The sequence below is a fragment of the Bradyrhizobium sp. Pha-3 genome (genome assembly GCF_042258325.1).
GTDB classification, from domain to species: Bacteria; Pseudomonadota; Alphaproteobacteria; order Rhizobiales; family Xanthobacteraceae; genus Bradyrhizobium; species Bradyrhizobium elkanii.
Genome location: NZ_CP170151.1, coordinates 7,636,378 through 7,662,855 on the forward strand (window position 1 = coordinate 7,636,378; position 26,478 = coordinate 7,662,855).

Below are 26,478 nucleotides of genomic sequence, written 5' to 3' on the forward strand. Positions count from 1 at the left end.
TTCAACTCCGTCTTCAGGGATCGATCAGGCCGCCTTGCGGCCGCTGCTTTCCGCCTCAGCCTCGGCCAATGCCTGGGTGAGGTCGGCGAGGATGTCGTCGGGATGCTCGATGCCGACCGAAAGCCTGATGTAGCCGGGCGTCACGCCTGCCGCGAGCTGCTCCGCGGCGCTCAGCTGCTGATGGGTGGTCGACGCCGGGTGGATCGCCAGCGAGCGCGCATCGCCGATGTTGGCGACGTGATAGAACAGTTTCAACGCATCGATGAAACGACGGCCGGCCTCAACGCCCCCTTTCAGCTCGAAGCCGACCAGCCCGCCATAGCCGCCCTTCAGATAGAGATCGGCGCGGCGCCGGTCCTCGCCGCTCTGCAGTCCGGGAAAGATCACATGCGAAACGGCGGGATGCCGTGCCAGGAAGTTCGCGACCTTGATCGCGTTCTCGTTGTGCTGACGCAACCGCAGCGGCAGGGTCTCGAGTCCCTGAATGAACTGAAATGCGTTCTGGGGGGCGACCGCGGCGCCGAGATCGCGCAGCAGCTTCACGCGTGCGCGCAGGATGTAGGCGATCGGACCGAGCGGCTTGGCTGCTTCGGTCCAGATCGCGCCGTGATAGGCAACGTCCGGCTGCGTCAGCAGCGGGAAGCGCTCGGCGTGCGCCGCCCAGTCGAAATTGCCGCCATCGATGATCGCTCCGCCAATCGACGTGCCGTGGCCGCCGATATACTTTGTCGCGGAATAGACGACAATCGCCGCGCCGTGCTCGAACGGGCGCGCAATGAGCGGGACGGCGGTGTTGTCGAGAATCAGCGGCACGCCGAGCGAACGGCCGATATCCGCGACTTCCCTGATCGGGAAGACGTTGAGCTTCGGGTTCGGCAGCGTCTCGGCGAAGTAGGCCCGGGTCTTCGCATCGGTCGCCCGGCGGAAGTTTTCCGGATCGGCCGGATCGACGAAGCGAACCTCGATGCCGAACTGCTTCAGCGTCTGCGACAGCAGCGTCCAGGTGCCGCCGTACAGATCGGTCGATGAGACGATATTGTCGCCGGCTTGCGCAATGTTGAAGATCGCGTAGGCCGTCGCCGACTGGCCCGACGCCACGGCCAGTGCGCCAACGCCGCCTTCCAGCGCGGCCAGGCGCTCCTCGAATGCGTCAGCCGTCGGGTTCTTGATCCTGGTGTAGATCTGCCCGATCGCCTCCAGGGCGAACAGCCGCGATGCGTGATCGGTATTCTCGAATTGAAAGGACGTCGTTTGGTAGATCGGAACGGCGACGGCGCCGGTCGCCGGGTCGGACCGGTACGATCCGCCATGCAAGGCGAGCGTCTCGACATTCTTGGTTTCGATCGGCATCTCGAAAATCTCCTGAAATCCGTGGACCCAGCATCAAAAGGCAAAGAATGATGCGCAGCAGATCCGCGACTGTCGAGACATCGGAGAAAATAGCGATGAGCGTGCTGGCGGCGCGTCTGATGGCGTCGCTAATTTTTCAGCCGTTGCGCCGATCGCATAACATTTGTTTCACTGCGCCGCCGGTTTGAACGGCTCAGCGGAGCTGATAGGCCATCTGCTGATCGCGCCTGCAAATCGGTACGCAATGTCGCGCATACCGCAATGTCCGAACAGCACGACGAAGTCGAACAAACGAATCTCTACTGCGCCGGATCGGAGACGGAGCAGGATTTTGATCCTGTCATTCCGAATAGAAAATAAAGCCGCGCAGCTGACGTGATAAATCACCTCTCAGTCCTCAATTGGCGGAATCGCGCGATGACCAGACCAAAGGAACTTCGCTTCAACGCGTTCAACATGATGGCGCCGAGCCACAACTGGGCCGGCCTCTGGTCGCATCCGCGCGACACCTCACTTAACTAGAACTCGCTCGACTATTGGGTGGACTACGCCAGAACGGCCGAACGCGGCCTGCTCGACGGCATCTTCCTGGCCGACGTCTTTGGCATCTATGACGTCTACGGCGGCAGTCCTGAGACTGCGCTGCGTCACGCCGTTCAGTTGCCGAACGCCGAGCCGACCCTGCTCGTCTCCGCCATGGCTTACGCAACGAAGCATCTTGGCTTCGGCATCACGTCCAACCTCACCTACGAACATCCCTACCAGTTCGCCCGCCGCTTCTCGACGCTCGATCATCTCACTCGCGGACGGATTGGCTGGAACATCGTCACCGGCTATCTCGATAGCGGCGCCCGCGGAATGGGTCTTGAGGCCAACCGCGCGCATGATGAACGCTACGAGACGGCCGAGGAGTTTCTGACTGCGAGCTATAAGCTATGGGAAGGCAGCTGGGAGGACGGCGCGGTTCGCCGTGACCGGACAGCGCGCACCTTCACCGATCCCGCAAAGATCCATCCGGTACGACACCAGGGGCGGCACTACACGGTCGACGGCATCCACCTCGCCGAACCCTCGCCACAGCGCACACCGTTGCTGTATCAGGCGGGAACCTCGAAGCGCGGCCGCGCCTTCGCGGCGCGGCACGCGGAGGCGATCTTCCTCAACGGCCAGACCAAGCCCATTCTGGCCCGCGCCGTACGCGAGATCAGGGAGGCGGCCAAGGCGTTCGGACGCGATCCCTATGATATCCGCCTGTTCGCCGGCGCGACCGTGATCGTTGCGCCGACGCGCGCGGAGGCCAACGATCTGCTCGAGGAGTACGCAGGGTATGTCGATCAAGCCGGCCAGCTGGCCCTGCTCTCGGGCTGGACCGGCATCGATTTCTCGAACTATCGTCCCGATCAGGCGGTACAATATGTCGAGAGCAACGCGATCCAGTCGATGGTCGAGAATCTCACGTTGCGGAGCGACCGGCCGGTCAAGGTCGGCGATCTCGCGACGCTGAGCCGGGTCGGCGCACGCTCGCCATTCGTGGTCGGTTCACCCCGGGACGTGGCGGACGAGCTGATCGCCTGGATCGACGAAACCGACGTCGACGGCTTCAACCTGTTCCGCCTCGTCGCGCCGGAATCGCTGACGTCATTCGTCGACCTCGTCGTTCCGGAATTGCAGTCACGCGGAGTCTACAAGACAGCCTATCGCGAAGGCACGCTCCGCGAGAAGCTGTTCCCCGGACGCGGTCCCTATCTTGACGCTACGCATCCCGGCGCCGGCTTCCGCCGCGCCTCGACGACAGCGCGCACCGAGGCCGCTGAATAGATCAGCCTGGAAACCTCCCGGCGATGGGCGATCAACGCCCCTCACCAGGTTGCGATGTAGGTGCCCTTGAAGCGCTTCTCGAGGAATGCCTTGACCTCTTCGGAATGGTAGGCATCGATCAGCTGCTTGACCCAGGGCTTGTCCTTGTCCGCCTCGCGCACGGCAACGATGTTGATCCACGGGCCATCGGCCGCCTCGCGGGCAATTGCATCGGTGGCGGGATTAAGCCCGGCCTGAACCGCATAATTGTTGTTGATCGAGACCAGATCGACATCTTGCAGGGAACGCGGCAACTGCGCGGCATCAAGCTCGACGAAGCGCAGATGCTTCGGATTGTCAGTGATGTCGGCAATGGTCGACGCGACGTTGTTGGGATCCTTGAGCTTGATCACGCCGTGCAGCGCAAGGATCATCAGGCCGCGCGCGCCATTGGAAGGATCGTTGGCGATCGCCACCCGCCCGCCATCCGGAAGATCGGCCAGCTTCTTGTACTTCGACGAGTAGACACCCTGCGGCGACGCAATCGTGTTGGCGACCTTGACGATCTTCCAGCCGGTCTTCGATATCTGGTTCTTCAAATAAGGCTCGTGCTGGAACGAATTGGCCTCGAGATCCCCGAGCGCGAGCGCCTGGTTCGGGATCACGTAGTCGGTGAATTCGACCACCTTGATGTCGAACCCATGGCCCGCAGCCACCTTCTTGACGACTTCGAGAATCTCGGCATGTGATCCGGCCGTGACGCCGACTCGGACCGTCTCGGCCCTCGCGGTGCCGACCAGGAGCGTTACCGCGGCAACCGCCGTCATCAGAATACGCATCGTCTTCCCTCAGCAATTGGATCGACAACTACCAGCCGGGCAGCACCGCGCCCTTGAACTTGGTCCGGACGAATTCCTTGATCTCCGGCGTGTGGTAGCTATCGACCAGGATCTTGACCCACGGCTTGTCCTTGTCGGCGGAGCGAACCGCGATCAGATTGACGTATGGCCCTTTCGGATCCTCGCGCAGGATCGGATCCTTGACCGGATCGAGACCGGCCTGTGTCGCATAGTTGGTGTTGATGACCGCCGCGTCGACATCGTCGAGCGCCCGGGGCGCCTGGGCTGCGTCGACTTCGATGAATTTCAGCTTCCTGGGATTGTCGGTGATGTCGATAACAGTCGGCTTGAAGCCGACATCGCTCTTCAGCTTGATCGCGCTCTTGTCGCGCAGCAGGAGCAGCGCCCGGCCGCCGTTGGTCGGATCATTGGGAATTGAGACCTTGGCTCCGTCAGGAACGTCGGCCCAGCTCTTGTGCTTGCGCGAATAGACACCGATCGGAAAATTGACCGTCAATCCCACCTGCTCGATCTTGTAGCCGCGATCGGCTTTCTGGTTATCCAGATAAGGCTGATTCTGAAACGAGTTGGCCTGAATGTCGCCGGCATCGAGTGCGGCGTTCGGAACGACATAGTCGGAGAACTCGATGAGTTGAAGCTCGAGCCCGCTCTTCGCCGCGATCGGTTTCACGGCCTCGAGGATTTGTGCATGCGGACCGGGCGTCACGCCGATCTTGATCGTTTCTGCCGCGGCGGCGGTCGACCAGATCGCAACAACGCCTGCAAGTGCGAAAATGGATCGAAGCAACATCCTGGTCTCCATGGAACTGAAATCGTTATCAAGCTCATCGCCCGCTCCGGGAACGAAATCAATGAAATGAGAATTCAAATTTTCCCGCATGACGAGTTGCCGCTGCTGTGGCCGCGATGAAAAGAGAATGGAGTCGGCCGGGCATCTTTTCGCAGCGAGTGGCTTATCTGCTGATGCCGGCCCCAACGCTCAGGCCAAAAATACTTTTCTCGCTGACTTCGCTTGCATGGAAAATTGCACTCGTTCGGACGACTTCTCCGCAATTGCCTCCGGCGTACCGATTGCACACAAATGGCAACAGATCGAACCGGCTCAGGACGACTTGCCATGCCCATCTTTGCCCGCCCCATCCCGCCAGCGCAGGCCGCATCATCGGCGGCTGCGATGTCGCGCCGTCTCGCTGTCGCCGCCATCGGGCTGCTTGCGATGGCCTCGCTGGTTCGGCCAGCGGCCGCCGAGGAGATCCGGATCGGCTACCAGAAATCGTCGACGCTGACCGCGATCCTGAAGACCAACGGCGCGTTGGAGAAGGCGTTGGCGCCGCTCGGCATCACCGTGTCGTGGCACGAGTTCACCAGTGGCTTGCCGCTGCTCGAAGCCATCAATGTCGGCAGCATCGATTTCGGAGCCGACGTCGCCGACACCGTGCCGATCTTCGCCCAGGCCGCCGGCGCCAAGCTCGCATACGTCGCCGAGGAGGCCGCTTCTCCATCGGCGCAGGCGATCCTGGTGCCGAAGGAGTCCACGATCAAGTCGCCGGCCGATCTCAAGGGCAAGAAGGTCGCGGTCACCAAGGGCGCGGGCAGCCACTTCCTGCTGCTTGCGGTACTTGCCAAGGCCGGACTGTCCTTCAAGGACATCACGCCGGCCTATCTGACGCCGGCCGATGGCCGCGCGGCGTTCGTCAGCGGCAATGTCGATGCCTGGGTCGCCTGGGATCCGTTCCTCAGCAGCGCGCAACGCCAGTCCGGCGCGCGCATCCTGACCGACGGCAGCGGCGGGCTCGCAAGCTACAAGCGCTACTATCTCGCGTCGGCCGCGTTCGCCGAAAAGCGGGCCGATGCACTGAATGTCATCTTTGCCAGGCTGGTCGAAACCGGCAGCTGGGTCAAAGCCAGTCCGAAAGACGCCGCGGCGCTGCTCGCCGGCCTGTGGGGCATCGACGCCGCCACGGTGGAGGAGGCCAACAGCCACCGCTCCTACAAGGTCGGCGTGGTCACCGCGGCCGGCCTTTCCGAGCAGCAGAAGATCGCCGATACCTTCACGGCCGAAGGTCTGCTGCCACGCAAGGTCGATACCGGCGACGTCAAGATCTGGGCGCCGAAGGGATCGTGACGCCGCCGCACCTTTAGCGGTGGCGCAGCCGGCGATTGACGCGGCGCGCCAGGTAGTCGCCGGCGGTCTGGACGGTCTGAACCAGCGCGATCAGAACGACGACGACCGCCAGCATCATTTCGGGCATGAAGCGCTGATAGCCGTAGCGAATGCCGAGGTCGCCGAGGCCGCCGCCTCCGACGGCCCCGACCATTGCAGAGTAGCCAAGCAGGCTGACCACCGCGAGCGTCAGGGCCAGCACCAGGCCCGGCAAAGCCTCCGGGATCAGGACCTTGAACACGATCTGCAGCGGGCTTGCACCGAACGAGGACGCCGTCTCGATCAGACCGGCATCGACCTCGCGGATCGCCGCCTCGACCAGACGGGCGATGAACGGCGTTGCCGCGATGGTGAGCGGCACAATTGCCGCGCCCGATCCGATCGAGGTGCCGGCAATCAGCCGCGTGAAAGGAATGATCGCAACCACCAGGATGATGAACGGCGTCGAGCGGGCCGCATTGACGATGACGCCGAGCACGCCATTGGCGGACGGCGCGGCGAACAGCTCCCCTTTCCGGCTGGTCGCCAGGAAGACGCCAAGCGGAAGGCCTAGCGCGGTCGCAACCAGCGCGGCCACCGAGACCATGAAAAGGCTTTCCCCCGTGGCCTGAACGATCAGGTTGATGAGTTCACGCGACATAGCCGAGACGCTCCACCAGAATGTCATGCTGAGAAAGATAGGCCAGGGCCTGCCTAGCCGCGGCTTCACCGCCGGGGATGCCGAGGATCAGCGAACCCACGTGCTGGCCGCCGATCTCGTCGATGCGGGCCGACAACAGCGCCACGTCATGGGACAGTTCGCGCGAAAGCCGCGCCACCACGGTGTCGCCGGCTTCGGTGCCGCGCACCTGCACGCGAAGGACCGCCTGCCCGCCAGCAACGGGCTGAGGCGAAAGGCGGCTCGCCAGCGAGACCGGAACACTGTCCCCGATCACCTCGGAAAGGAACGCCTGCGTGACCGGATGCCGGGGATGCGTGAAGATTTCCGCGACATGACCGCGCTCGACGACATGGCCGCCGTCGATCACCGCAACCTCCTTGGCGAGCTGGCGGACAACCGACATCTCGTGGGTGATCAGCACGATCGTGACTCCGAGCTCGCGATTGATGTTGGCCAGCAAGTCCAGGATCGCGCGCGTGGTCTGCGGATCGAGCGCCGACGTCGCCTCGTCGGACAGCAGCACATTCGGCCGCGTCGCCAGCGCGCGGGCGATGCCGATGCGCTGCTTCTGGCCGCCGGACAATTCGGAGGGATAGCGATCGTACTTGTCGGCAATGCCGACGAGCTCGAGCAGCTCGGCCACACGGACGGCGATGTCAGCCCTGGACCAGCCGGCGATCTCGAGCGGCAAGGCAATGTTGTCCGCCGCCGTCCGCGACGACAACAGGTTGAAGTGCTGGAAGATCATGCCGATCGAGCGCTGCGCCAGGCGGAGCTCGCGGCCGGCAAGCGCCGAGATCTCGCTGTTATCGACGACGACGCGGCCGCTCGACGGCTTCTCAAGCCCGTTGATGAGGCGGACGAGGCTCGATTTACCGGCGCCGGAGCGGCCGATCACGCCGGTGATCGAGCCGCGCGGAATCGCGAAGTCGATCGCCTGCAGGGCATGGACGCTCGGCTTGTCGCGATAGGCCGGATAGACCTTCGAGACCGCTTCGAAGCGGATCATGGCTTCGCTCGCGTTCGGAGCGAGCGGAATGGACGGCAGCGGCGCAACATGCTGCGCCGTCGTCAGGGATTGATGTACATTCATTCGGTCGGTCCAATTGGGAAATGGCTTCGGTCGCCGGGCGCAGCCCGGGCTCAATGACCAAAGAGCAGATAGCTGCGGTCGATGCCGCGGAGATCGCGCGTCTCGTCGGTCCAGCCGACCGCGCGGCGGTAACTGCCCAACGCGGTCGTCTGCCGCAGCGCGACCACATCGGTCGGGCGAGGCTCCTCCGCATAAGGCGACACGTAAAGCGCGTCCTCGGGACAATACAGTTCGCAGAGGAAACAGGTCTGGCAATCACCCTGACGGGCGATCACCGGAATCCCCTCCGTCTTGTCGAAGACATCGGTGGGGCAGACATTCACGCAGATGTCGCAGGACGTGCAGCGCTCGGCGTCGATCACCTCGATCATTCCGCGGCCTCTGCATAGCTGGCCTCGGCATGCGGCCGCACCGTGGTCCAGACCTCGTCGAGGCCGCCGCTCGTCACGTAATGGCGTTGGCGGTCCTCCTGGTCGGGATAGTCGTCGCGGCGATGCATGCCGCGGCTTTCGTTCCGCGCCAGCGCGCTGCGGTACATCCAGCGCGACGTCGCCAGCATGGCCACGCTCTCGCGGGCGCGCAGCAAATCGTCCTTGCTCGCCGCATCGGCCGCCGAGGCGTCGGACCATTCCGCATCGAGCCGCGCCAGCGCGCCTTCGAGACGCGAGGCGTGCCGGAAATAGTTCAGCTCATACGGATAGACCTCGTCCTGGACCGCCTTTGCCAGCGCGGCCGGCTCAAACGCGCGACCCGTTCTGCTTCGAAACGCCACGGTTCCGGCGGACGCCAGCCGTCGCTGACGTACCGGGCCCAGCTGCCTTGCATAGCCGGCAGCGCCCCATCCGGCCCAGGTCCCCGATGACATCGCCCAGGCGGCGTTGTGACTGCCGCCGCCGGTGAAGCCGCCGCAGATCAATTCGCGCGTCGCTGCATCACCGGCGGCGTAGAGTCCGGGCACGCTGGTGGCGCAGCTGTCGTCGACAATGCGAAGGCCGCCGGTGCCGCGCACGGTGCCTTCGAGCCGCAAGGTGACGGGGAAACGCTCCTTGAAGGGATCGATGCCGGTGCGATCGAACGGCAGGAAGAAATTCGGCTGCGACGCGCGCATGTGCCGCTGCACGTCGTCGGCGGCCTTGTCGAGGCGGGCATAGACCGGTCCCTGAAGCAGCGCGCGCGCAATCGCCGATCGCCCGCCCTTGGATGCCGCACCGGGAACGACGCTGCCGTCCTCATAGCTGAAGGTCGCCCAGCCGTAGAACAGCGTCTTGGTCACGGAGCCGAACGCCGGCGAGATCGCGTAGGGGTTGGAGAATTCCATGCTGCTGAACTCGGCCCCGACCTCCGCGGCCATCAGATAGCCGTCCCCGGTCAGCACATTCGATCCCAGCGTCTTGCTCAGGAACGCGCAGCCGCCGGTCGCGATGACGACAGCCTTGGCGCGCACGATCCAGCGATCGTGCTTCTGGCGGCGCACGCCGCTGGCTCCCGCAACCGAGCCGTCGTCATCCACCAGCAGCTCAAGCGCCGGGCTGTGATCGAGAATGGTGACACCGGCCTGCTTGGTGCGCTTGCGCATCAGGCGCATGTATTCCGGCCCTTGCAGCGAGTTGCGCTGCGACTTGCCACTGTCGTCGACAGGGTAAGGGTAACCCCAGGCTGCCAGACGATTGCTGTCCTCATAGGTCTGGTCGAGCACGCGCGCCATCCAGCGCCGATCCTGCAGGTGCCCGCCCATCTTTTCGCGATTGGCCATCGCGGCCTCGCGCAGCGCCGGATTGGGATCGACATACCAGACGCCGGTGCCGGCAGCCGCGGTGGCACCCGACGTGCCGCAAAATCCCTTGTCGGCGAGCACGACGCGCGCGCCGCGCTCGGCGGCGCTCACCGCAGCCCACGTCCCCGCCGGCCCGCCGCCGATCACCAGCACGTCAGCGTCGAATTCGACCGAGCCGCCTGGCGCCGTTCGCTGTTCGGCACGTCGCTCGTGGACTGTCATCGTTCAATTCCCCGGGCGGCACCGATTGCTTGCAATGCGCCGCAACAGCATCGTTACGCGCGTAGGCTGCTCTGGCAATTTCAGATATTTGCGCAGACTTGGACGAAGCTTCCCCTGCCGCTGCGCGCCGAAGAATATTCATGCGGCGACGGACAGGACGTTCCGTTCATCGCAGAGGATCAACACGGGATTTGTCCGCAGATCGCACGGGAGAGACGGATATTTCTTTTTGCATGGACGCGCCGGCCGTTCGTTTTCATGCGGCCAGACAGGCGATACTTCGTGAATCGTCTCAACTCAATGCGTGGCAGCCATGTCCGATCGTCAGCTTCACCTCAATGTCAACCTGCTGCACTCCGGCGTCTACGCGTCAGCGTGGCGGCTGCCCGAAAGCGATCCTCGCGCCTGCTTCGACGTCGGCCATTATGTGCGCGTGGCTGAGATCGCCGAGCGCGGCAAGCTCGATGCGATCTTCCTTGCCGACACGCCGGCCATCACCGACCGCATCGACTACCGCTCCTTCATGTCGATGGAACCGACGATCGTGCTGGCGTCGGTGGCCGCGGCGACCAGCCATATCGGGCTGATAGCAACCGCCTCGACCACCTACAACGAGCCCTACAACATCGCGCGACGCTTCGCGACCCTGGACCTGGCGAGCGGCGGCCGCGCCGGCTGGAATGCGGTGACCACGGCCGACGCGTCGGCCAGCCGCAATTTCGGCCTCGGCAACGTGCTCGAGCACAAGGCCCGCTACGAGCGCGCGAAGGAGTTCGCCGAGGTCGTCCACGCACTGTGGGACAGTTGGGAGGACGACGCCTTTGTCGGCGACAAGTCCTCGGCGCGATTTGTCGATACGTCGAAGGTTCATCCGATCGCGCATCGCGGCGTCCATTACTCCGTGGCCGGTCCGCTCAACGTGCCGCGTTCGCCGCAGGGGCGCCCGGTGACCGTGCAGGCCGGCGGCTCGAGCGACGGCCGTGATCTCGCTGCCGCGCAGGCCGAAGCCGTGTTCACGCTGGCCCAGACGATCGAGGAAGGCGTCGCCTATGCGCGCGACCTGCGCGCCCGCGCCGCGGCCTACGGTCGCGCCGGTGACTCCATCGTCATCCTGCCGGGCCTTGCCACCGTGATCGGCAGCACCGAAGCCGAAGCGAAACGGCGGCAGGATGAGCTGTGGGAACTGGTTCCGATCGAGTATAGCCTCGCGCGTCTCGCCGGCACATTGCAGGTCGATCCTGTGATCCTAGAGCTCGACAAACCGCTGCCCGATCCACTGCCGCTGCCGGCCAACGCCAACCACACCATGTTCCAGGGCACGGTGAACCTTGCGCGCCGCGGCAACCTCACCGTCCGGCAATTGTTGCGGGCACTCGGCGGCGGGGTCGGACACCGGATCATCGTCGGCACGCCCGAGCAGATCGCCAACGACATCGAGGCTTGGTTCAGGGCTGGCGCGGCCGACGGATTCAATCTGATGCCCGACGTGTTGCCGACGGGGCTCGAAATCTTCGTCGACAGCGTGGTGCCGATCCTGCAGCGCCGTGGTCTGTTCCGAACCAACTACGCCGGCACCACCTTGCGTGAGCATTTTGGCTTGCCTCGGCCGATCAGCCGCTTTGCGCGTCAGACGGAAACCGCCGCAACCGCGTGACGCAGCTACCGCGAACCCGCCAGCAGTGCTCGGGTATCATTTGCAACAGATGACGCTGCGCGGACGCGCGGGATGATCTCCTTCGCACAGCGCTCCATCTCGGCCTCGAAAGGCTGAAACTGCAGCATGAACAACTCGATGCCCGCGGCATGGAACGCCCCGATCCGGGCGGCCACGTCATCATAGCTGCCGACCAGCCCGGCAGCGGTGCCGCCGTTGCTGCCGACCCGCTCCGACTTCTGCATGGTCTGCATCATCACGACCTTCGGATCGGTATTCTGCCGCTGGACCGCCTTCATCGAGGCGTCCTGCCGCGACAGCTCCAGCAGCCGCTCATAGGCGGCCTGGGCCTCGGCCTGCGTCTGGCGCGCGATGACGAAGGCGGACAGCCCGAAGCGAAGCGGCGCCGAGGTCCGTGGCCGCGCCGCCACGTCGGCAATGAGGCCCGCGACATCCTCGAGCGGCTGACCGTTGATGAACCAGACATCGCCGTGGTCGGCGACCAAAGCGCGCGCCGGCTCGGACTCGCCGCCGACATAGATCAATGGTCGCGGTCGGTAGAGGCTCGTCGGCCGCAACAGATAATCGCGGACGTCGAAATGTTCGCCCTTGTAGGTCAACCGCTCGCCCTGCATCAGGCGCGAGACGATCGTGATCCACTCGCGGCCATAGGCGTAACGGGCATCATGCTCGGCAAAGCCGATACCGGCCTTGTCGAGCTCGGGCCGGTTCCAGGCATTGACCAGGTTGATCGCAAAGCGGCCGCGGCTGATGTTCTCGATCCCGAGCGCAAGCTTGGCCAGAACCACCGGGTGGTAGAGATAAGGCTTGATGGCCGCGATGATCTCGATCCGGCTGGTCAATGCCGCAACGGCCGCCGCCGCGCTCCAGGCCTCGAGCTGATCGAAATCCTCCTGATGCGGATTGATGGTGTGCTGCGCGATCAGCGTGGAATCGTAGCCCAGCGTTTCGGCGGCAAGCACGAGGTCGCGATTGCGCTCCCACGATGCGTCATACGGCTCCTCCGGATCCTGATAGGCCGCGCGCGAACCATGGACCAGCGCCCAGATGCCAAAGCGAAGCGGTCGTGTCGACATTCCGTCTCTCCGATTTCCCTGACGTTGCGTCGGCGTGTTTTCAAAGAAGCACGGCGGCAGATCAAGCAGCGACGCATCAAAAGATTATCCTTGCCGCGCGGCGCGCGCCGATGAACCAGAAAACTCCGGACGCAGCGACAATTGGAATACGGCTCTATTTCTGTTCGAGAAAATTCGTGGGACAGTTTGCGTCGCATGAGCCGCGCGCCCTTTCGAACGACGACGAACCGTCAATCGAGAGAACGGCGAACCATGCCGCGCGCGATCAATGACGTCCGCGCGCCGTGTTGGATGAGGACCGAACAGACTTGAGCAACCTCGAACAGGCTGCGCCATCAATCGCGTTTGATTCAACGCCGCGCAGCGATCAAACCGCCTCGCCGTCCCGGAAGCCACGAGTAGAGATCGGCCGGCGCGGCATGCTGCTGCTGTCGTGGCTCGCCCCGGTCGTGCTTCTGATCGTCTGGGAATTGCTGGCGCAGGCCGGCTGGCTCTCGCCGCAGGTGCTGCCGGCACCGAGCAAGGTCGTCCGGACGGCATTCAAGCTGGCGACGTCCGGAAGCCTGCTGAACGACCTCGGCGTTAGCCTGCTGCGCGCAACGGCCGGTTTTGCGATCGGCGGCAGCGTCGGATTCGCGCTCGGCATCCTCGTGGGCTTCTCGCGAATCGCGGAAGCCGCGATCGACCGCAGCATCCAGATGATCCGCGCGATTCCGTTTCTCGCCGCGCTGCCGCTGGTGATCGTCTGGCTCGGCGTCGGCGAAGCTCAGAAGGTCTTCCTGGTCGCCCTCGGCGTTGCCTTCCCGATCTACATCAACACCACGCTGGGTATCCGGCAGGTCGACCCGAAGCTGCTCGAGCTCGGCCGCGTCCAGGGCCTCGGAACGCTCGAGCTGATCCGGCGCGTCATCCTGCCCGGCGCCCTGCCCTCGATCCTGACCGGTGTGCGCTATGCGCTGGCGACCGCGTGGCTGGCGCTGGTGGTCGCGGAGACCATCGGCGCGCAGTCCGGCATCGGCTTTCTCGCCATGGATGCGCGCGAGTTCCTGCGCACCGACGTGATAGTGCTGACGATCGTGATCTATGCGCTGATCGGTGTCGCCGCCGACGGCATCGCGCGCGCCCTGGAGCGACGGCTATTGGCCTGGCATCCGAACTATGGAGGCGCGCGATGACGCTGCACGCCGTACCCTCACCGGCCGCGATTGCGCCGGCCGTCGTGGTGACGGGACTACGTCGCGCCTATGGCAGCCGCGTGGTGATCGAGAATCTCAACCTGCGAATCGAGCGCGGCGAGTTCGTCGTCCTGCTCGGCGAAAGCGGGTGCGGCAAGACTACGCTGCTGCGGGCGCTGGCCGGCCTCGATGCGATCGACGGCGGGCGCATCACGGCACCACGGCGGCCGGCCGTCGTTTTCCAGGAGCACCGCTTGCTGCCGTGGGACAGTCTGTGGCGCAACGTCTCGCTCGGCCTCAATGCGAGCGACGCCCGTCAGCGCGCCGCCACCGCGCTCACCGAGGTCGGACTCGGCGGCCGTCTCGATGACTGGCCGCGCAACCTCTCGGGCGGACAGGCGCAGCGCGTGGCGCTGGCGCGCGCGCTGGTGCAGGAGCCCGAGCTGCTCTTGCTCGATGAGCCCTTTGCCGCGCTCGACGCGCTGACCCGCATTCGAATGCACGATCTGGTGCGCGAGCTGGTCGCCGTCCATCGGCCCGGCGTTCTCCTGGTCACCCACGACGTCGACGAGGCGATCGCGCTCGCCGACCGCATCCTGGTGATGCGCGAGGGCCGGATCGCGTTCGAGCGTCGCATGAAACGTAACGGCGCAGCGCCGATCGCCCGCACCGACCTGCTGGCGGAGCTCGGCGTCGGCGCCTCTCACCCCATTCCTGCCTGAGGACCACTCGATGTCTATCCTACGGTTCACCAACCCCACCCGCCGCAGCTTCCTTGGCGGCGCCGCCTTCGGCATCGGCGCGCTTGCCGGCTTTGACCTGTCCGAGCCGGCGCATGCGGCGACCGGCCGCGTCACCGACACTGTACGTCTGACCTGGGGTTTGAGCGGCCTCAATCTGATCGCCAAGGAGCGCGGCGAGTTCGAGAAGCTGCTGGCCAGGGACGGCATCAAGGTCGAGTGGCTCGGGCCGTTCCCCAATCATGCACCGACGCTGCAGGCTGTGACCGGCGGCAGCGCCGATTTCAGCTTCGGCGGCAGCACGACGCCGGCACTCGCCGCGATCATCGCCGGCTCGCCGCTGGTGTTCACGCAATTCGTGGTCTACGAGCCGCGCACCACTGCGATCATTGCGCGGGATGACTCCGGCATAAACAAGGTCGAGGATCTCGTCGGCAAGTCGGTGGCGGTGAACCGTTCGGGTCTCGGCGAATTCCTGCTGGTTGCGGCGCTCGAGAAGCACAAGGTCGACCGCTCCAAGGTGACGTTCGTCTATCTCAACCCGCCGGACGCAGCGCCGGCGCTGGCCTCCGGGAAGGTCGACGCCTGGTCGATGTGGAGCCCGGGCGTCGACATCGCGCGGCTCGAATACAAGGCGCACGACGTCTTCCTGGAAGGTCGCGATCTCGAGTTCCAGATCGACTACACGTCCTACCTGACCACCCGAAAATTCGCGACCGACAATCCTGCGCTGGTCCGGGCCGTCAACGATGCCTTCCGCGCCGAGGGCAAGTGGATCTCCGCGAACAGCAAGGATGCCGAATACATCGCGCAAAAGGCCGGCAAATACAGCGACCAGGTCCGCGACCGGTTCATCGCATTGAACCGGCAGTATCGCTACTTCGCCGCCAACGACGAAAACTTCCTCGCCGAGCTGCAGAGGGCCGCCGACTGGCTGGTCGCGCGCAAGGTGCTTCCGGAGCCGATCAAGGTCACCGACCATTTGGCCCAGGTCTGATCAACAACCGTCCGACTAATCAACGCGCTTCGAGTGACACCAATGAACAAGCCCTTATCCGCTACCTCGCTGGAGCCTTCCGACCGCCTCCGCAGCCACGCGCCCAATATCGACGCGCTGCTTGGCCGCATCGCGGAAGGCGCCGCCGACCGCGAACGCGAGCGCGTCCTGCCGTTCGCGCAAATCGATCTCATTCGCAAGGCCCGCCTCGGCGCGTTGCGGCTTCCGACCGAATCCGGCGGCGCCGGTCTGTCGATTCGCGCATTGTTCGAGATCGTCATCGGTCTCGGCGAGGCCGACGCCAATGTCGCGCATATCCTGCGCAACCATTTCAGCGTCGTCGAACGCCTGGTGCGCCGGCCGAAGGACGATCAGCACAGGCAGTGGCAGAAGGCAGTCGCCGACGGCGCGATCATCGGGCTTGCGGCGACCGAACTCGACACGCCGAAGGTCGGCAACGTCACGCCGAACACGACACTCACTGCCGACGGCGACGACTATTTGCTCAACGGCACGAAATACTACAGCACCGGCACGCTGTATTCGGACTACGTCCTCGTTCGCACCGCCGACGCATCCGCCACCAATGCCGCCGTGCTGATTCCGGTCAACCGCGAAGGCATTGAGCTCATCGACGACTGGGACGGCCTCGGGCAGCGGCTGACGGCGACCGGCACCACTCACTTCCGCAACGTGCGCGTCAAGCGCCAGGAGGTCGTGTTCGATGCACCGGACACCGGCTATGGCATTCCCTACTCCAACACATTTGCCCAGCTGTTCCTGACCGCGATCAATGCCGGCATCGCGCGCGCCGTGCTGCGCGACGCCAGCGCCCTGGTGCGGACCCGCAAGCGGACATTCTATTACGCGCCGAGCGAAGTTCCGGCGGACGACCCGCTGCTGCAACAGACCGTCGGCCAGATCGCCAGCGGCGCATTCGCCGCCGAGACCGTGGTGCTTGCCGCCGCGGAGGCGCTCGATGCCGCCACCGACGCTTTCGATGCAGGCGACGAAAACGCCGTCGATGCCGCGCACAAGGCCGCGCTGCTGTCAGCCAAGGCCAAGATCGTTGCGGACGAATTCGCGATCCGGAGCGGCAGCCTGCTGTTCGACGTCGGCGGTGCATCGGCCACCAAGAAGGCGACCAATTTCGACCGCCACTGGCGCAACGCGCGCACGCTGGCGTCGCACAATCCAAACACCTTCAAGGCGCGCTCGATCGGACAATACGAGATCAGCGGCACGCCGCTACCCGCCAAGGGCTTCTTCTAGAGCCCCGCTCCGATCGAATCGGAACGGAGCTCTGGATTGTTGTTTGATGCGTTTTCCTCATGCGAACCGGTATCCACTTCGCTCGAAAACGCTCTGGCGAGGTCCAATCCGGCGAGGCAATGCAAGGGAGAATCCCGATGAGCAGGCCGGATATTCATCTTGTCGACGCCGACCACGAGATCGAGCGTCAATTTCGCCTTGTCATGCGCCGCCTCCCGGGCGGCGTTTGCATCATCACCGCAGGACAGGGTGAGGACATCACCGGCATGACGGTGACCTCGCTGACGTCGCTCAGCGCCAGCCCACCCCGGTTGCTGGTTAGCATCAACCGGCAGGCGTCGTCCTTCGCGCCGATCGCCCGCCATCGGCTGTTCGGTGTCAACATCCTCGGCTCCGACCAGCAGGCCCTGGCCGAGCGCTTCAGCAATGGCCGGCTGAAAGGCAGGGAACGCTTCGAGGGCACCGACTGGACCCATGGAGCCTCGGGCGTGCCGTTGCTGCAGCGGTCGCTTGCGATGATCGAATGCCAGGTCGAGGAGATCATCGAGCGGCATTCCCATGGCATCATCGTGGGCCGCCTCGCCAGCATGGAATTGTCGCATCGGCTGTCCGGCCTCACTTACTGGAATGGACAGTATGTCCAGATCGATCACGAAGCCGATCTCGACCTATTGGCCGAAGTCAGCATTCCTCTGGCCCATGTCCGTTAGAACAGAGAAAGGGTGCAGCATGAAACGCGAATTGCCGCCAGCGTCGCCTCCGTCAACGGCCGGCGCGGTCAGCAGACCACCAGGCCGCTGGCAGCTCGACCGGATCGTGGCCGAGTTGCGCACGTCGCGGGAGGAGACCCACAGCATCCGGCAAGACGGCGAGGCTCGCCGTGCCCCCTCGCGCGACGCGCTGGAGGCGATCCTGGATGGCCTCACCGAGGCGCTGTTCCCGCGTCACTACGGCCAATCGGACCTCGACGGCGAGAATATCGACTATTTCGTCGGCAATACGCTGAGCACAGCATTGGATTCGCTCGGCGCGCAGATCCATCGCGGCGCGCTGTTCGTTGGCGACGAGCTGGAGCCGGGCTTTGCGCACGAAGAGGCGATCGAGCTGACACGCGCATTCGCCACCCAACTGCCGTCGGTCCGCGGACTTCTGATCAACGATCTGCGGGCGGCATTCGTTGGCGACCCGGCGGCGCGGAATTTTCCCGAGATCCTGATCGGCTATCCCGGGATGACCGCCATCATCCACCATCGCCTTGCCCATCTGCTTTACCAGATCGGCGCGCGGCTGGTGGCGCGCCTGATGTCGGAGATCGCCCACACAAGGACCGGCATCGATATCCATCCCGGCGCCCGGATCGGCTCCGGATTCTTCATCGATCACGGAACCGGCGTCGTGATCGGCGAAACCGCCATCATCGGCAACAACGTCCGGGTCTATCAGGCCGTCACGCTCGGCGCTCGGCATTTCCCGACCGACGACGAGGGCCATTTGCTCAAGGGCGACGCCCGCCATCCGATCGTCGAGGATGACGTCGTGATCTACGCCGGCGCAACCATACTCGGCCGGATCACGATCGGCCGCGGGTCGACCATCGGCGGCAACGTCTGGCTGACCAAGGACGTGCCGCCGAACAGCATTGTGACGCAGGCCACCGCACGAAACAGTTCGAGTGGCGCCTGAACCACGGCCTCACGCCGCGACCTGTGCCTTCCATCGCATCAAGCGCCGTTCCAACGCCTCCAGGACGGCATTGAATGCCAACCCGATCACGGTGATCCCGATTATGCCGAAATACATCTGCGGGATTAGGAAGCTGTACTGGCTGTTGATGATGAGATAGCCGAGGCCGGCCTTGGCGCCGACCATCTCGGAAGCGACCAGCACCAGCATGGCTGACGCACTGGCGAGGCGAATGCCGACAAAGATCGTCGGCAGCGCCGCCGGAAGGATCACCTTGCGGAACAGCTGCTGCGGGGTCGCGCCCATGGTCCGCGCCGACTTGATCAAGAGCGGATCGACTTGCTTCACCGCGGCAATGGTGTTGAGCAGGAGCGGCCAGGCACAGCTATAGACCACCATCGTGACCTTCGAGAGCTCGCCGATGCCGAGCAGCAGGATGAACACCGGCAACAGCGCGAGCGGCGCGGTATTGCGGCAAATTTCGATGAACTGGTTCAGGAGATCGCCGAGCCTTGTGTACCAGCCGACGGCCAGCCCGAGCGGGACGAACAGCACGACCGACACCAGAAACCCGCTCAGGGCGCGGAGCAGGCTCGCTGAGGCGTCGTCATAGAGCTCGCCGGTTTGCGCGAGCTGCCAGCCTGCGGCGATGACATCAGAGAAGGGCGGCAGAAACACCGCGTCGATCAAGCCGAGCCTGGGCGCGGCCTCCCAGATCGCAAGAAGGGCGATCAGCAGCAGGGAACGGCGCCCGAAAGCTGCCAGACCGCGGGTCGCGGCGCGGGCCGCGCTCACCAGCGGTGACCGCGCCGCCGCCGCGTGCTCGTCTCGCCGTCCATGCGCGAGCTCCAGCAATGTCAGCATCTCCAGGCTAGACATGAGCGACTTCCTTTACTTCACGCTCGACACGGCCTGCGCTGACCCTGCCCGCCGATTGCCCCTGCTGCGCCTTCTGCACTTCCTCGCGGAGCAGGCTCCAGATCTCATGGCGCACGCGGCCGAATTCCGGCAGCGAGCGCACGTCCTCGGCTTCGCTGCGCAAGGCCGCGGGGATGTCGACAATCTCCTTGATCCGGCCCGGACGCGACGTCATGACCGCCACGCGCTGGCCGAGCACGACGGCCTCGTCGATGCCATGGGTGATGAAGATGATGGTCTTGCCGGTGGCACGCCAGATTCGCAGCAGCTCGCCTTGCAGCGTTTCGCGCGTCTGGGCATCGAGCGCGGCGAACGGCTCGTCCATCAGCAGCACCTCCGGATCATAGGCAACGCTGCGCGCGATCGCGACGCGCTGCTTCATGCCGCCGGAAAGCTCGTGCGGATAACGGTCGGCAAAACCGGACAGCCCGACCAGGTCGAGAAAGTGCCGCGCGATCTCCCCGCGCTGCTTCGGCTTGAGGCCGGCAATGTCGAGCCCGAACTCGACGTTCTGCGCGGCGGTACGCCATGGAAACAGCGCGTATTGCTGGAACACGACACCGCGGTCGCGTCCGGGCCCGACGATCGGCCGGCCGTCGAGCAGGATGCGGCCGCTGGTCGGCGTCGCAAGCCCGCCGAGCAGATCGAGCAATGTCGACTTGCCGCAACCGCTTGGACCGACCAGGGCCAGGAATTCGCCGGCGCGGACGTCGAACGTGATGTCCTCGAGCGCGGTGAAACGGCCCGCCGGCCGGCCTCCCTCGCCTCGGGTGACGAACTCCTTGCGGACCTTGTCAAAACTGATCTTGACCGACGTCATCGCGCCTCCGCCGTCCTTCCGGGACGGAAATAGTTGAACTCGTTGGTGTAGGTGTCAGAGGCCTTGATCTGGCCCGGCTTGAGCAGGCCGTCCTTGACCAGCCAGTCGATCCAGACCTGCAGCTCGGCATCCGAGATCACGCCGCCCTTGGACGCGACGCCGGTGCTCTTCCAGTACTTGATCGAGGAGGCATCCTCGTTGCGCTTGCGCTCTGCGATGATCCGGTCGAAGCGGGCCCGCACTTCATCGGGCGGCGTCGTCTGCGCCCACTGGATGGCCCGCGAAATCCCCTCAACCAGCTTGCGGGCGGTGTTCGGATTGTCCTTGATGAACTTCTCCCCCAGCACATAGGCACCGCCGGTGAATTGTCCGAACAGATCGGTATCGTTGAAGAGCGAACGGATCCCGCCACGCTCCAGCGCCTTGTCGCGCAACACGCCGCTGAGCGCGCTCACCTCGACCTGCCCTTGCCGCAGCGCCTGCTCGCCGGTGACGGGTGGGACCGCCACCAATGTCACCTGCTTGGCCTCGCCGGCGCTGAGGCCGTTCCGCGCCAGATACTCACGCAGCACGAACTCCAGATGGGCGCCAAGCGTATTGACCGCGACCTTCTTGCCGATCAGGTCGCGGGCCGTCTTGATCGGACTGTCGTCCTTCACATAGTAGCCGTAATAGGTGTTCGCGTCGGAACCGTAGTAGCCGACCACCGCCTTGATCGGCGCCTTGGCCGCGATCAGCTTGATAATCGCGCCATAGAAAGCGCCGCCGACGTCGATGTCGCCGGTGACGACGGTCTGGATGTCCTGCGGTCCGCTGATAGTGTTGCCGACCCATTTGAGCTTGAGGGGCGCGAGGTAGCCGAGGTCCTCGGCGAGCTCGGTGAACGTCACCTGCCCGGCCCAGCCCTGATAGCGGATCTCGGTCTTCTCAAGCGGTGGCTCGGCGAAGGCCGGAGCGATCAGGCCCAACGCAAAGGCGCCGGCCAGCAGCAATCGCGCCGCCCGGCGCGCGGCGACTCGCCGCGCGCGCAGAATTCGAATGATGGCATTCATCGTGTTGCTCCAATAGGCGACAAACTCAGGCGGCCTTCGCCGCCTGCGGCTTCGGCGATTTGATCCGCGTCACGCTGTGGCGGCCGTCGACGCTGACCGGAACCTCGCCATCGATGGTGGCGCGGCGCACCACGCGATGCTGCTCGCCGTAGTCATTGACTGCGTAATGCTGGGTCGCGCGATTGTCCCAGATCGCGACGTCTCCGGCCCGCCAGCTCCAGCGCACGGTGTTCTCCGGAGCCGTGATGTGAGACTGGAACAGATCGAACAGCTTCTGGCCGTCATATTTGGGCAGGCCGACAAAGCGCTGGACGAAATTGCCAAGCACCAGCGTGTGCTCGCCCGTTTCGGGATGGACGCGCACGACCGGATGCTCGGTCTCATAGATCGTCCCGGTGAATACCTCGTCGAAATGCTGTCTGTCGGCGTCGGTGGCGCGAGACTTCACCGCGTAATCATAGGCATTGCTGTGAACCGCCCAGAGCTCGTCGGCGAGCTTGCGCAACGGTGCAGGCAGATCGAGATAGGCCGCCGCCGTGTTCGACCAGACGGTGTCACCGCCATAGGGCGGAATCACCACGCCGCGCAGCACCGAGATCTTCGGATAGGCATCGACGAAGGTGACGTCGGTATGCCATTGGTCCGCGCGGCCGCCACCACGCCCCGAATCCAGCTCGAGGATCGACGACGTGCCCTTGCTCGGGCCGATGGTCGGATGCGGCACCAGTTTGCCGAGCCTGACCGCGAAGCGCTCCTGCTCGGCGTCGTCGAGGTGCCCCTGGTCGCGAAAGAAGATCACCTTGTGCTCGAGCAGCACCTGGTTGATGGCACGGATGACCGCGTCGGGAACGTCACCCGACAGCTTCACATTCTTGATCTCGGCACCAAGCCGGGCAGCACGCTTGACGATGTCGGCGCGCGGAATGAGGTTGTCGATGGTGGTCGTGTTGCTCATGATGTTGGTCTCGTCGCCGCGATCCCCTGGACAAGGCTCCGCCATGCGCCGGTCGCGGAAACGACGGCGGAGATGAATGATGTGGTCGTGATCCTCGCTATTCCGCCGCGACGGGCTGCGGCGGCCGCCAGACAGCCGGCGCATAGAGCTCGGCGGTGAAATCCTCCGCGATCTCTCCGTTGATGCGCGCTTCGTGAGATGCGAGGTCGGCCAGGAACAGATCGCGGCTGATCCTGGCCGTGATCCCCGGAATGTCGCGCTTGAAGCTTGGAACGTCGCCGATCGGCAGGCCGAAGCTGACGAATGCTGCCGGGTTGAAGACGTGAATGTCCTTCAGATACGGCGCGCGGCCCGGAACTTTCTCGAGATACTCGTGCCCGGACCCGAGATAAGGATAGGCTGCCAAGCCATCGTCTTTTTCGCCGTCAGGCGGCACGAAGCGATCTCGCCACAGCAGGATTTCGTCGGCGAAATCGCCGAGCTCGGACTGCGCGCCAAGATCGACGGAATAGCCGGTCCCCGCAATCGCGAAATCGAACGCGAACTCACCCTGCGGAGTAATGGCGACCGGCCGTACCCCCTTCAATTGCGCCGAGGTCCATGGCGCGCCCAGATGCAGATGAAAATTGGGAAAGGCGACCGCGCGCGAGATCGCATCCGGCGGCGGGGTCGACCCAGCTTGCCTGAACCGGATCGCCTGATGCCAGCGCACCGCATCGGGCAAGCTGCCATAATTGTCATAGGCTCCCGGGTAGCTGCGGATCCGAATGACCGGCAACGCGGCCAAGGTCTCCCGGCGCGCAAACAGATGAACGTCACGCGCTCCGGCCTCAAGGGCCGCGGCCGCCGCATCGAAGGCCGACGCAGCACTCCCGACCACCGCAACGGAGAGACCACGCAGCGACCTGAAATCGATCTTCTCCGATGTATGCGCATGGAATCGCTTCGGCAGGGCCCGCAGCGCATCAGGGACATAAGCGCCCCCGCTACCCGCAAAACCGGTTGCGAGCACCAGCTTGCGCGTGGTCTCGACGGACGTGACCCCGCTCCGCTCCAGATGTAACCGCAGATGATCGGCTGCGGGCTCGATGCGGAGCAGCCGCGTACCGTAACGAATGCCGGCGCCAGTCACGCGGCGATACCAGTCGAGATAAGCCGCCCAGTCAAGCCGCGGAATCCGATCGAGCGCGTCGAAGGCCGCCGCGCCATGGCGTGCTTCATACCATGCCTGGAAACCAAGACCGGGCAGACCGAGCTCCGGACCTGGAAGCGTCTTCGGGGTACGGAGCTTGTGCATTCGTGCGCTCGTCAGCCACACGCCGGCCTTGCTGGCGTCGGCGGCGGCATCGATCACCGAAACCTTGCCGATCCCGGCGCGCCGAAGCGCAAACGCGAACGCCGCACCGGACTGGCCACCGCCGACCACGACGACGTTGTGATCGATCCCGTCGCGATCAGGCACCCAGTTCTGCGGGTCGGCCCCAATCAGCCGGAGGGCCTCGCGGGCGACGCTGTCAGGATCGGATTGCGGCATGAATGACCACCTCGCTTTGACGTTGCAAATCGTAAAAGCGATCGACATTCAGTCAATGAAACGAAACCAGCTTTGTTTTCGATAGCAGGCAATGTTCGCGTCGTGGACAACGCGGGCATTGAAATATTTGCGATGATCGCCGCCTGACCGATCGTCTCATGTGCATTGCGACGTGCGGGATCGGCGCGATCGATTGGGAAAACCTCCCAAATCATGCACCGCCCGGATCGGCGCGATCGCACTCATCTCCGGTGAACGACGAACTCGTCACGTTCATGCTCGCTTGCCGCGCAACAATGCAAATTCATTTCATCGCAGTCGACATAGAGTCTGCCGCAACGCACGCGCCTGACGTCGACGCGCGGCGAGCAACGATGGGTCTCTCGAAATGCCGCGAACTGTTGGCGACATCAGCCTTGAACACGATACTCCGGAGCTCGCCCGCTCCTATGATGAGGCGGGACTCGTTCAATTTCGCCACGGCAAGTTCCTGATCGGGCCGCTCGCCATCAAGTCCGGCGAGCACGTGCTCGACATCGGGACGGGAACCGGCCGGCTTGCGGAATTCGTGGCCGGACTGGTCGGCCCGGACGGCCGCGTGATCGGTATCGACCCACTTGCCGGCCGCATCGAAATTGCGCGCCTCCGGCGGGGGGATAACCTCCAGTTCGCCACCGGGCGCGCCGAGGATCTGTCGGGCTTCGACGACGCGCAGTTCGACGCAATCTATCTCAACAGCGTCTTCCATTGGATCTCCGACAAGGATCGCGCGCTGCGGGAGATCCGGCGCGTGCTCAAGCCCGGCGGCCGCCTCGGATTGAATGTGCAGGATCCGTCCAGGCCGCACCAGTCGCGCCTGCTGCTTCGTCGCGCCATCGTCGAGGCGGGTCTTGCCGGCGATCGCCAGGACTCCAACCCGGTGCTCGGATCGACCGACGAGGAGCTCAAATTGCTGTTCGTGGCACACGGCTTCGCCGGTTACCGTAGCGAGTTGCGCGCGCTGATCGATATCCACGACGATGCCGCATCGCTGCTGCAGTGGTCGGAAGCGAGCGCATTCGGCAATTTCCTCGAAGCGTTCACCCCTCACGAGCGCGACCTGGTGCGACGCACCTTCGCGCGCCTTGTCGAAGAAAAACGTACGCCCGAAGGTTTGAAGCTGGAGCGGTACCTGCGCTTCGCGTTTGCGCACAAGGCGCCGTCCCACCAATAACGATCGGCAGAACTCACGAGATCCGAGATGAGCAAACGACAGCTTTCCCTCAACCTCTTTATCTATCCCGGCGGCCATCACGAGGCGGCATGGCGCTACAAGGGCTCTGCGGCGGATCGCATCCTTGACGTTACCTACTATCAGGAGCTGGCGCAGCGCGCCGAGGCCCAGAAATTCGACGCGATCTTCTTCGCCGACGGCCCGGCGCTGGCCGACAATGTTCGCTACGCACAACGATTCCGGTTCGAGCCGATCACCTGGCTGGCCGCAATCGCCGTCGCCACGAAACGGATCGGCCTGATCGCGACCGCGTCGACGACCTACACCGAGCCCTACAACCTGGCCCGCCTGTTCGCGTCGCTGGATCACCTCAGCGGCGGCCGGGCCGGTTGGAACATCGTCACGACCAGCACGGCACAAGCGGCGCAGAACTTTGGCTTGCCCGAGCATCCGCCGCACCACGAACGCTACGAGCGGGCGCGGGAATACCTCGATGTTATCACGCGGCTGTGGGACAGCTGGGAAGATGACGCGGTGGTGAACGATCCCGCATCCGGCATTTTCGCCGATACGGGAAAGATCCATCCGATCGATCACGTCGGAAAGCATTTCCGGGTGCGCGGCCCGCTCAATATCTCGCGGACGCCGCAGGGACGGCCGGTCTATGTCCAGGCGGGCTCGTCCGATGACGGACGCGCCTTTGCCGCGCGCTTTGCCGAAGCGATCTTCACTGCGCATCAGACGCTGGCAAGCGCCCAGGAGTTTTATGCGGACATCAAGCGGCAGGCACGTGCCTTCGACCGCAGCCCCGATCAGGTCAAGATCCTGCCGGGCATCAGCCCGTTCATCGCCAGCACGCAGGCCGAAGCCGACCGGTTGCAGGACGAGTTCAACGAGTTGATCCAGCCGGAATACTCGTTGACCCAGCTTCGCCAGATGATCGGGCTCGACCTCTCCGGCTTCGACCTCGACGATCCCTTCCCGCGTCACCTGATCGACACCGGCAGCGCCCGCGGGGTCGCCAGCCGTTTCAAGCTCGTGGTCGACATCGTCGATCGCGAGCAGCCGACCATCCGCCAGCTCGTGCAGCGTCTCGCCGGAGCGCGCGGCCACTGGGTGATTGCGGGCCCGCCGGAGAAAATCGCCGACAACATCCAGACCTGGTTCGAGAATGGCGCGGCCGACGGCTTCAACGTGATGCCGCCCTGGCTACCCGGCGGGTTTGATATCTTCGCCGAGCAGGTCGTGCCGATCCTGCGCAAGCGCGGCCTGTTCCGCGACGAGTACGGCGGCACGACGCTGCGCGACCATTACGGATTGAGCCGGCCGCAAAGCCCGTTTTCCGGATCGATCAAGGCGATCGCCTGATCGCCTGACGTGCTCGAAACCGCCGACCTCTCGTCGGCCAAATCGCTGTTTGCCCACAGCCCAAGGATTTGAGAATTCA

The 26,478-nt window shown here is 64.5% G+C and carries 25 protein-coding genes and 1 pseudogene; 12 read left to right on the plus strand and 14 right to left on the minus strand.

Annotated features, from left to right (window positions below):
* Nucleotides 1–24: 24 nt before the first annotated feature.
* A complete protein-coding gene (locus ACE10X_RS36405) occupies nt 25–1,350 on the minus strand; it encodes an O-acetylhomoserine aminocarboxypropyltransferase/cysteine synthase family protein (RefSeq protein ID WP_038382363.1) in 1,326 nt (441 codons plus the stop codon).
* A gap of 168 nt (nt 1,351–1,518) precedes the next feature.
* Nucleotides 1,519–1,737: a hypothetical protein gene (locus ACE10X_RS36410; RefSeq protein WP_157787856.1), complete on the minus strand. Its 219-nt coding sequence runs from the start codon at nt 1,735–1,737 to the stop codon at nt 1,519–1,521.
* Nucleotides 1,738–1,767: 30 nt separating this feature from the next.
* Between ACE10X_RS36410 and ACE10X_RS36415 the strand changes: the two are divergent.
* Nucleotides 1,768–3,168 (plus strand): annotated as a pseudogene (locus ACE10X_RS36415) (LLM class flavin-dependent oxidoreductase).
* 41 nt (nt 3,169–3,209) lie between these two features.
* Here ACE10X_RS36415 and ACE10X_RS36420 read toward each other — a convergent pair.
* On the minus strand, nt 3,210–3,986 hold the full coding sequence (locus ACE10X_RS36420; RefSeq protein WP_038382362.1) for a MetQ/NlpA family ABC transporter substrate-binding protein: 777 nt from the start codon (nt 3,984–3,986) through the stop codon (nt 3,210–3,212).
* Nucleotides 3,987–4,014: 28 nt separating this feature from the next.
* On the minus strand, nt 4,015–4,797 hold the full coding sequence (locus ACE10X_RS36425; RefSeq protein ID WP_162832401.1) for a MetQ/NlpA family ABC transporter substrate-binding protein: 783 nt from the start codon (nt 4,795–4,797) through the stop codon (nt 4,015–4,017).
* Between the two features lie 384 nt (nt 4,798–5,181).
* On the opposite strand from ACE10X_RS36425, the gene ACE10X_RS36430 reads away from it, so the two are divergent.
* A complete protein-coding gene (locus ACE10X_RS36430) occupies nt 5,182–6,132 on the plus strand; it encodes an aliphatic sulfonate ABC transporter substrate-binding protein (protein WP_193375393.1) in 951 nt (316 codons plus the stop codon).
* A gap of 13 nt (nt 6,133–6,145) precedes the next feature.
* On the opposite strand, the gene ACE10X_RS36435 is transcribed toward ACE10X_RS36430, so the two are convergent.
* Genes ACE10X_RS36435 through ACE10X_RS36450 form a run of 4 tightly spaced genes read right to left on the minus strand, consistent with a single transcriptional unit; the run spans nt 6,146 to nt 9,921 of the window.
* Complete coding sequence (locus tag ACE10X_RS36435) at nt 6,146–6,811, minus strand: methionine ABC transporter permease (protein WP_038382360.1); 666 nt, start codon at nt 6,809–6,811, stop codon at nt 6,146–6,148.
* Entirely contained in the window at nt 6,801–7,925 is a 1,125-nt protein-coding gene (locus tag ACE10X_RS36440; RefSeq protein ID WP_038382359.1) for a methionine ABC transporter ATP-binding protein, read from the minus strand. Before ACE10X_RS36440 ends, ACE10X_RS36435 begins: the two co-directional genes overlap by 11 nt.
* A 50-nt stretch (nt 7,926–7,975) precedes the next feature.
* Nucleotides 7,976–8,296: a ferredoxin family protein gene (locus ACE10X_RS36445; protein ID WP_375763582.1), complete on the minus strand. Its 321-nt coding sequence runs from the start codon at nt 8,294–8,296 to the stop codon at nt 7,976–7,978.
* Nucleotides 8,293–9,921 carry an FAD-dependent oxidoreductase gene (locus tag ACE10X_RS36450; protein WP_375763583.1) on the minus strand — a complete coding sequence of 543 codons (1,629 nt, stop codon included), beginning with the start codon at nt 9,919–9,921 and terminating at the stop codon, nt 8,293–8,295. The genes ACE10X_RS36445 and ACE10X_RS36450 overlap by 4 nt, the downstream gene beginning before the upstream one ends.
* A 313-nt stretch (nt 9,922–10,234) precedes the next feature.
* Here ACE10X_RS36450 and ACE10X_RS36455 point away from each other — a divergent pair, with 313 nt between their 5' ends.
* Complete coding sequence (locus ACE10X_RS36455) at nt 10,235–11,575, plus strand: LLM class flavin-dependent oxidoreductase (RefSeq protein ID WP_038382356.1); 1,341 nt, start codon at nt 10,235–10,237, stop codon at nt 11,573–11,575.
* A 5-nt stretch (nt 11,576–11,580) separates the two neighbouring features.
* Here the strand turns inward: ACE10X_RS36455 and ACE10X_RS36460 are convergent, their stop codons facing one another.
* Nucleotides 11,581–12,672 (minus strand): LLM class flavin-dependent oxidoreductase, encoded by a 1,092-nt coding sequence (locus ACE10X_RS36460; RefSeq protein WP_375763584.1) that lies wholly within the window; start codon nt 12,670–12,672, stop codon nt 11,581–11,583.
* Between ACE10X_RS36460 and ACE10X_RS36465 the strand changes: the two genes are divergently transcribed.
* The 7 genes from ACE10X_RS36465 to epsC all read left to right on the plus strand — a co-directional run bounded on the left by ACE10X_RS36465 (nt 12,663) and on the right by epsC (nt 18,539).
* Nucleotides 12,663–12,944, plus strand: coding sequence for a hypothetical protein (locus tag ACE10X_RS36465; RefSeq protein WP_157787855.1), 282 nt, complete (start codon nt 12,663–12,665; stop codon nt 12,942–12,944). The two genes, ACE10X_RS36460 and ACE10X_RS36465, sit on opposite strands and share 10 nt — an antisense overlap.
* A gap of 147 nt (nt 12,945–13,091) precedes the next feature.
* Nucleotides 13,092–13,847 (plus strand): ABC transporter permease subunit, encoded by a 756-nt coding sequence (locus ACE10X_RS36470; protein ID WP_085970476.1) that lies wholly within the window; start codon nt 13,092–13,094, stop codon nt 13,845–13,847.
* Nucleotides 13,844–14,569 (plus strand): ABC transporter ATP-binding protein, encoded by a 726-nt coding sequence (locus tag ACE10X_RS36475; protein WP_038382353.1) that lies wholly within the window; start codon nt 13,844–13,846, stop codon nt 14,567–14,569. Before ACE10X_RS36470 ends, ACE10X_RS36475 begins: the two co-directional genes overlap by 4 nt.
* A 10-nt stretch (nt 14,570–14,579) precedes the next feature.
* Nucleotides 14,580–15,584, plus strand: coding sequence for an NrtA/SsuA/CpmA family ABC transporter substrate-binding protein (locus ACE10X_RS36480; protein ID WP_038382352.1), 1,005 nt, complete (start codon nt 14,580–14,582; stop codon nt 15,582–15,584).
* A gap of 42 nt (nt 15,585–15,626) precedes the next feature.
* Nucleotides 15,627–16,856: an acyl-CoA dehydrogenase family protein gene (locus tag ACE10X_RS36485; RefSeq protein ID WP_038382351.1), complete on the plus strand. Its 1,230-nt coding sequence runs from the start codon at nt 15,627–15,629 to the stop codon at nt 16,854–16,856.
* Between the two features lie 137 nt (nt 16,857–16,993).
* Nucleotides 16,994–17,566, plus strand: a complete 573-nt coding sequence (locus tag ACE10X_RS36490; RefSeq protein WP_038382350.1) for a flavin reductase family protein — start codon at nt 16,994–16,996, stop codon at nt 17,564–17,566.
* Nucleotides 17,567–17,585: 19 nt separating this feature from the next.
* Entirely contained in the window at nt 17,586–18,539 is a 954-nt protein-coding gene (gene epsC / locus ACE10X_RS36495; RefSeq protein WP_038382349.1) for a serine O-acetyltransferase EpsC, read from the plus strand.
* A 9-nt stretch (nt 18,540–18,548) separates the two neighbouring features.
* Here epsC and ACE10X_RS36500 read toward each other — a convergent pair whose 3' ends face one another.
* The 5 genes from ACE10X_RS36500 to ACE10X_RS36520 form a co-directional block, all read right to left on the minus strand.
* A complete protein-coding gene (locus ACE10X_RS36500; RefSeq protein ID WP_193375392.1) occupies nt 18,549–19,418 on the minus strand; it encodes an ABC transporter permease in 870 nt (289 codons plus the stop codon).
* Nucleotides 19,411–20,277, minus strand: coding sequence for an ABC transporter ATP-binding protein (locus tag ACE10X_RS36505; protein WP_038382347.1), 867 nt, complete (start codon nt 20,275–20,277; stop codon nt 19,411–19,413). The genes ACE10X_RS36500 and ACE10X_RS36505 overlap by 8 nt, the downstream gene beginning before the upstream one ends.
* The gene (locus ACE10X_RS36510) at nt 20,274–21,329 is read right to left on the minus strand and encodes an ABC transporter substrate-binding protein (RefSeq protein ID WP_375763585.1); all 1,056 of its coding nucleotides are present in this window, start codon (nt 21,327–21,329) and stop codon (nt 20,274–20,276) included. Before ACE10X_RS36510 ends, ACE10X_RS36505 begins: the two co-directional genes overlap by 4 nt.
* A gap of 25 nt (nt 21,330–21,354) precedes the next feature.
* Nucleotides 21,355–22,284 carry a TauD/TfdA family dioxygenase gene (locus tag ACE10X_RS36515; RefSeq protein WP_038382378.1) on the minus strand — a complete coding sequence of 310 codons (930 nt, stop codon included), beginning with the start codon at nt 22,282–22,284 and terminating at the stop codon, nt 21,355–21,357.
* Between the two features lie 97 nt (nt 22,285–22,381).
* The gene (locus ACE10X_RS36520; protein WP_038382346.1) at nt 22,382–23,818 is read right to left on the minus strand and encodes an FAD-dependent oxidoreductase; all 1,437 of its coding nucleotides are present in this window, start codon (nt 23,816–23,818) and stop codon (nt 22,382–22,384) included.
* Between the two features lie 526 nt (nt 23,819–24,344).
* Between ACE10X_RS36520 and ACE10X_RS36525 the strand changes: the two genes are divergently transcribed.
* Together ACE10X_RS36525 and ACE10X_RS36530 are read left to right on the plus strand one after the other, a co-directional pair.
* The gene (locus ACE10X_RS36525) at nt 24,345–25,031 is read left to right on the plus strand and encodes a class I SAM-dependent methyltransferase (RefSeq protein ID WP_244435677.1); all 687 of its coding nucleotides are present in this window, start codon (nt 24,345–24,347) and stop codon (nt 25,029–25,031) included.
* Between the two features lie 27 nt (nt 25,032–25,058).
* Nucleotides 25,059–26,399, plus strand: a complete 1,341-nt coding sequence (locus ACE10X_RS36530; protein ID WP_375763586.1) for an LLM class flavin-dependent oxidoreductase — start codon at nt 25,059–25,061, stop codon at nt 26,397–26,399.
* Nucleotides 26,400–26,478 lie beyond the last annotated feature (79 nt).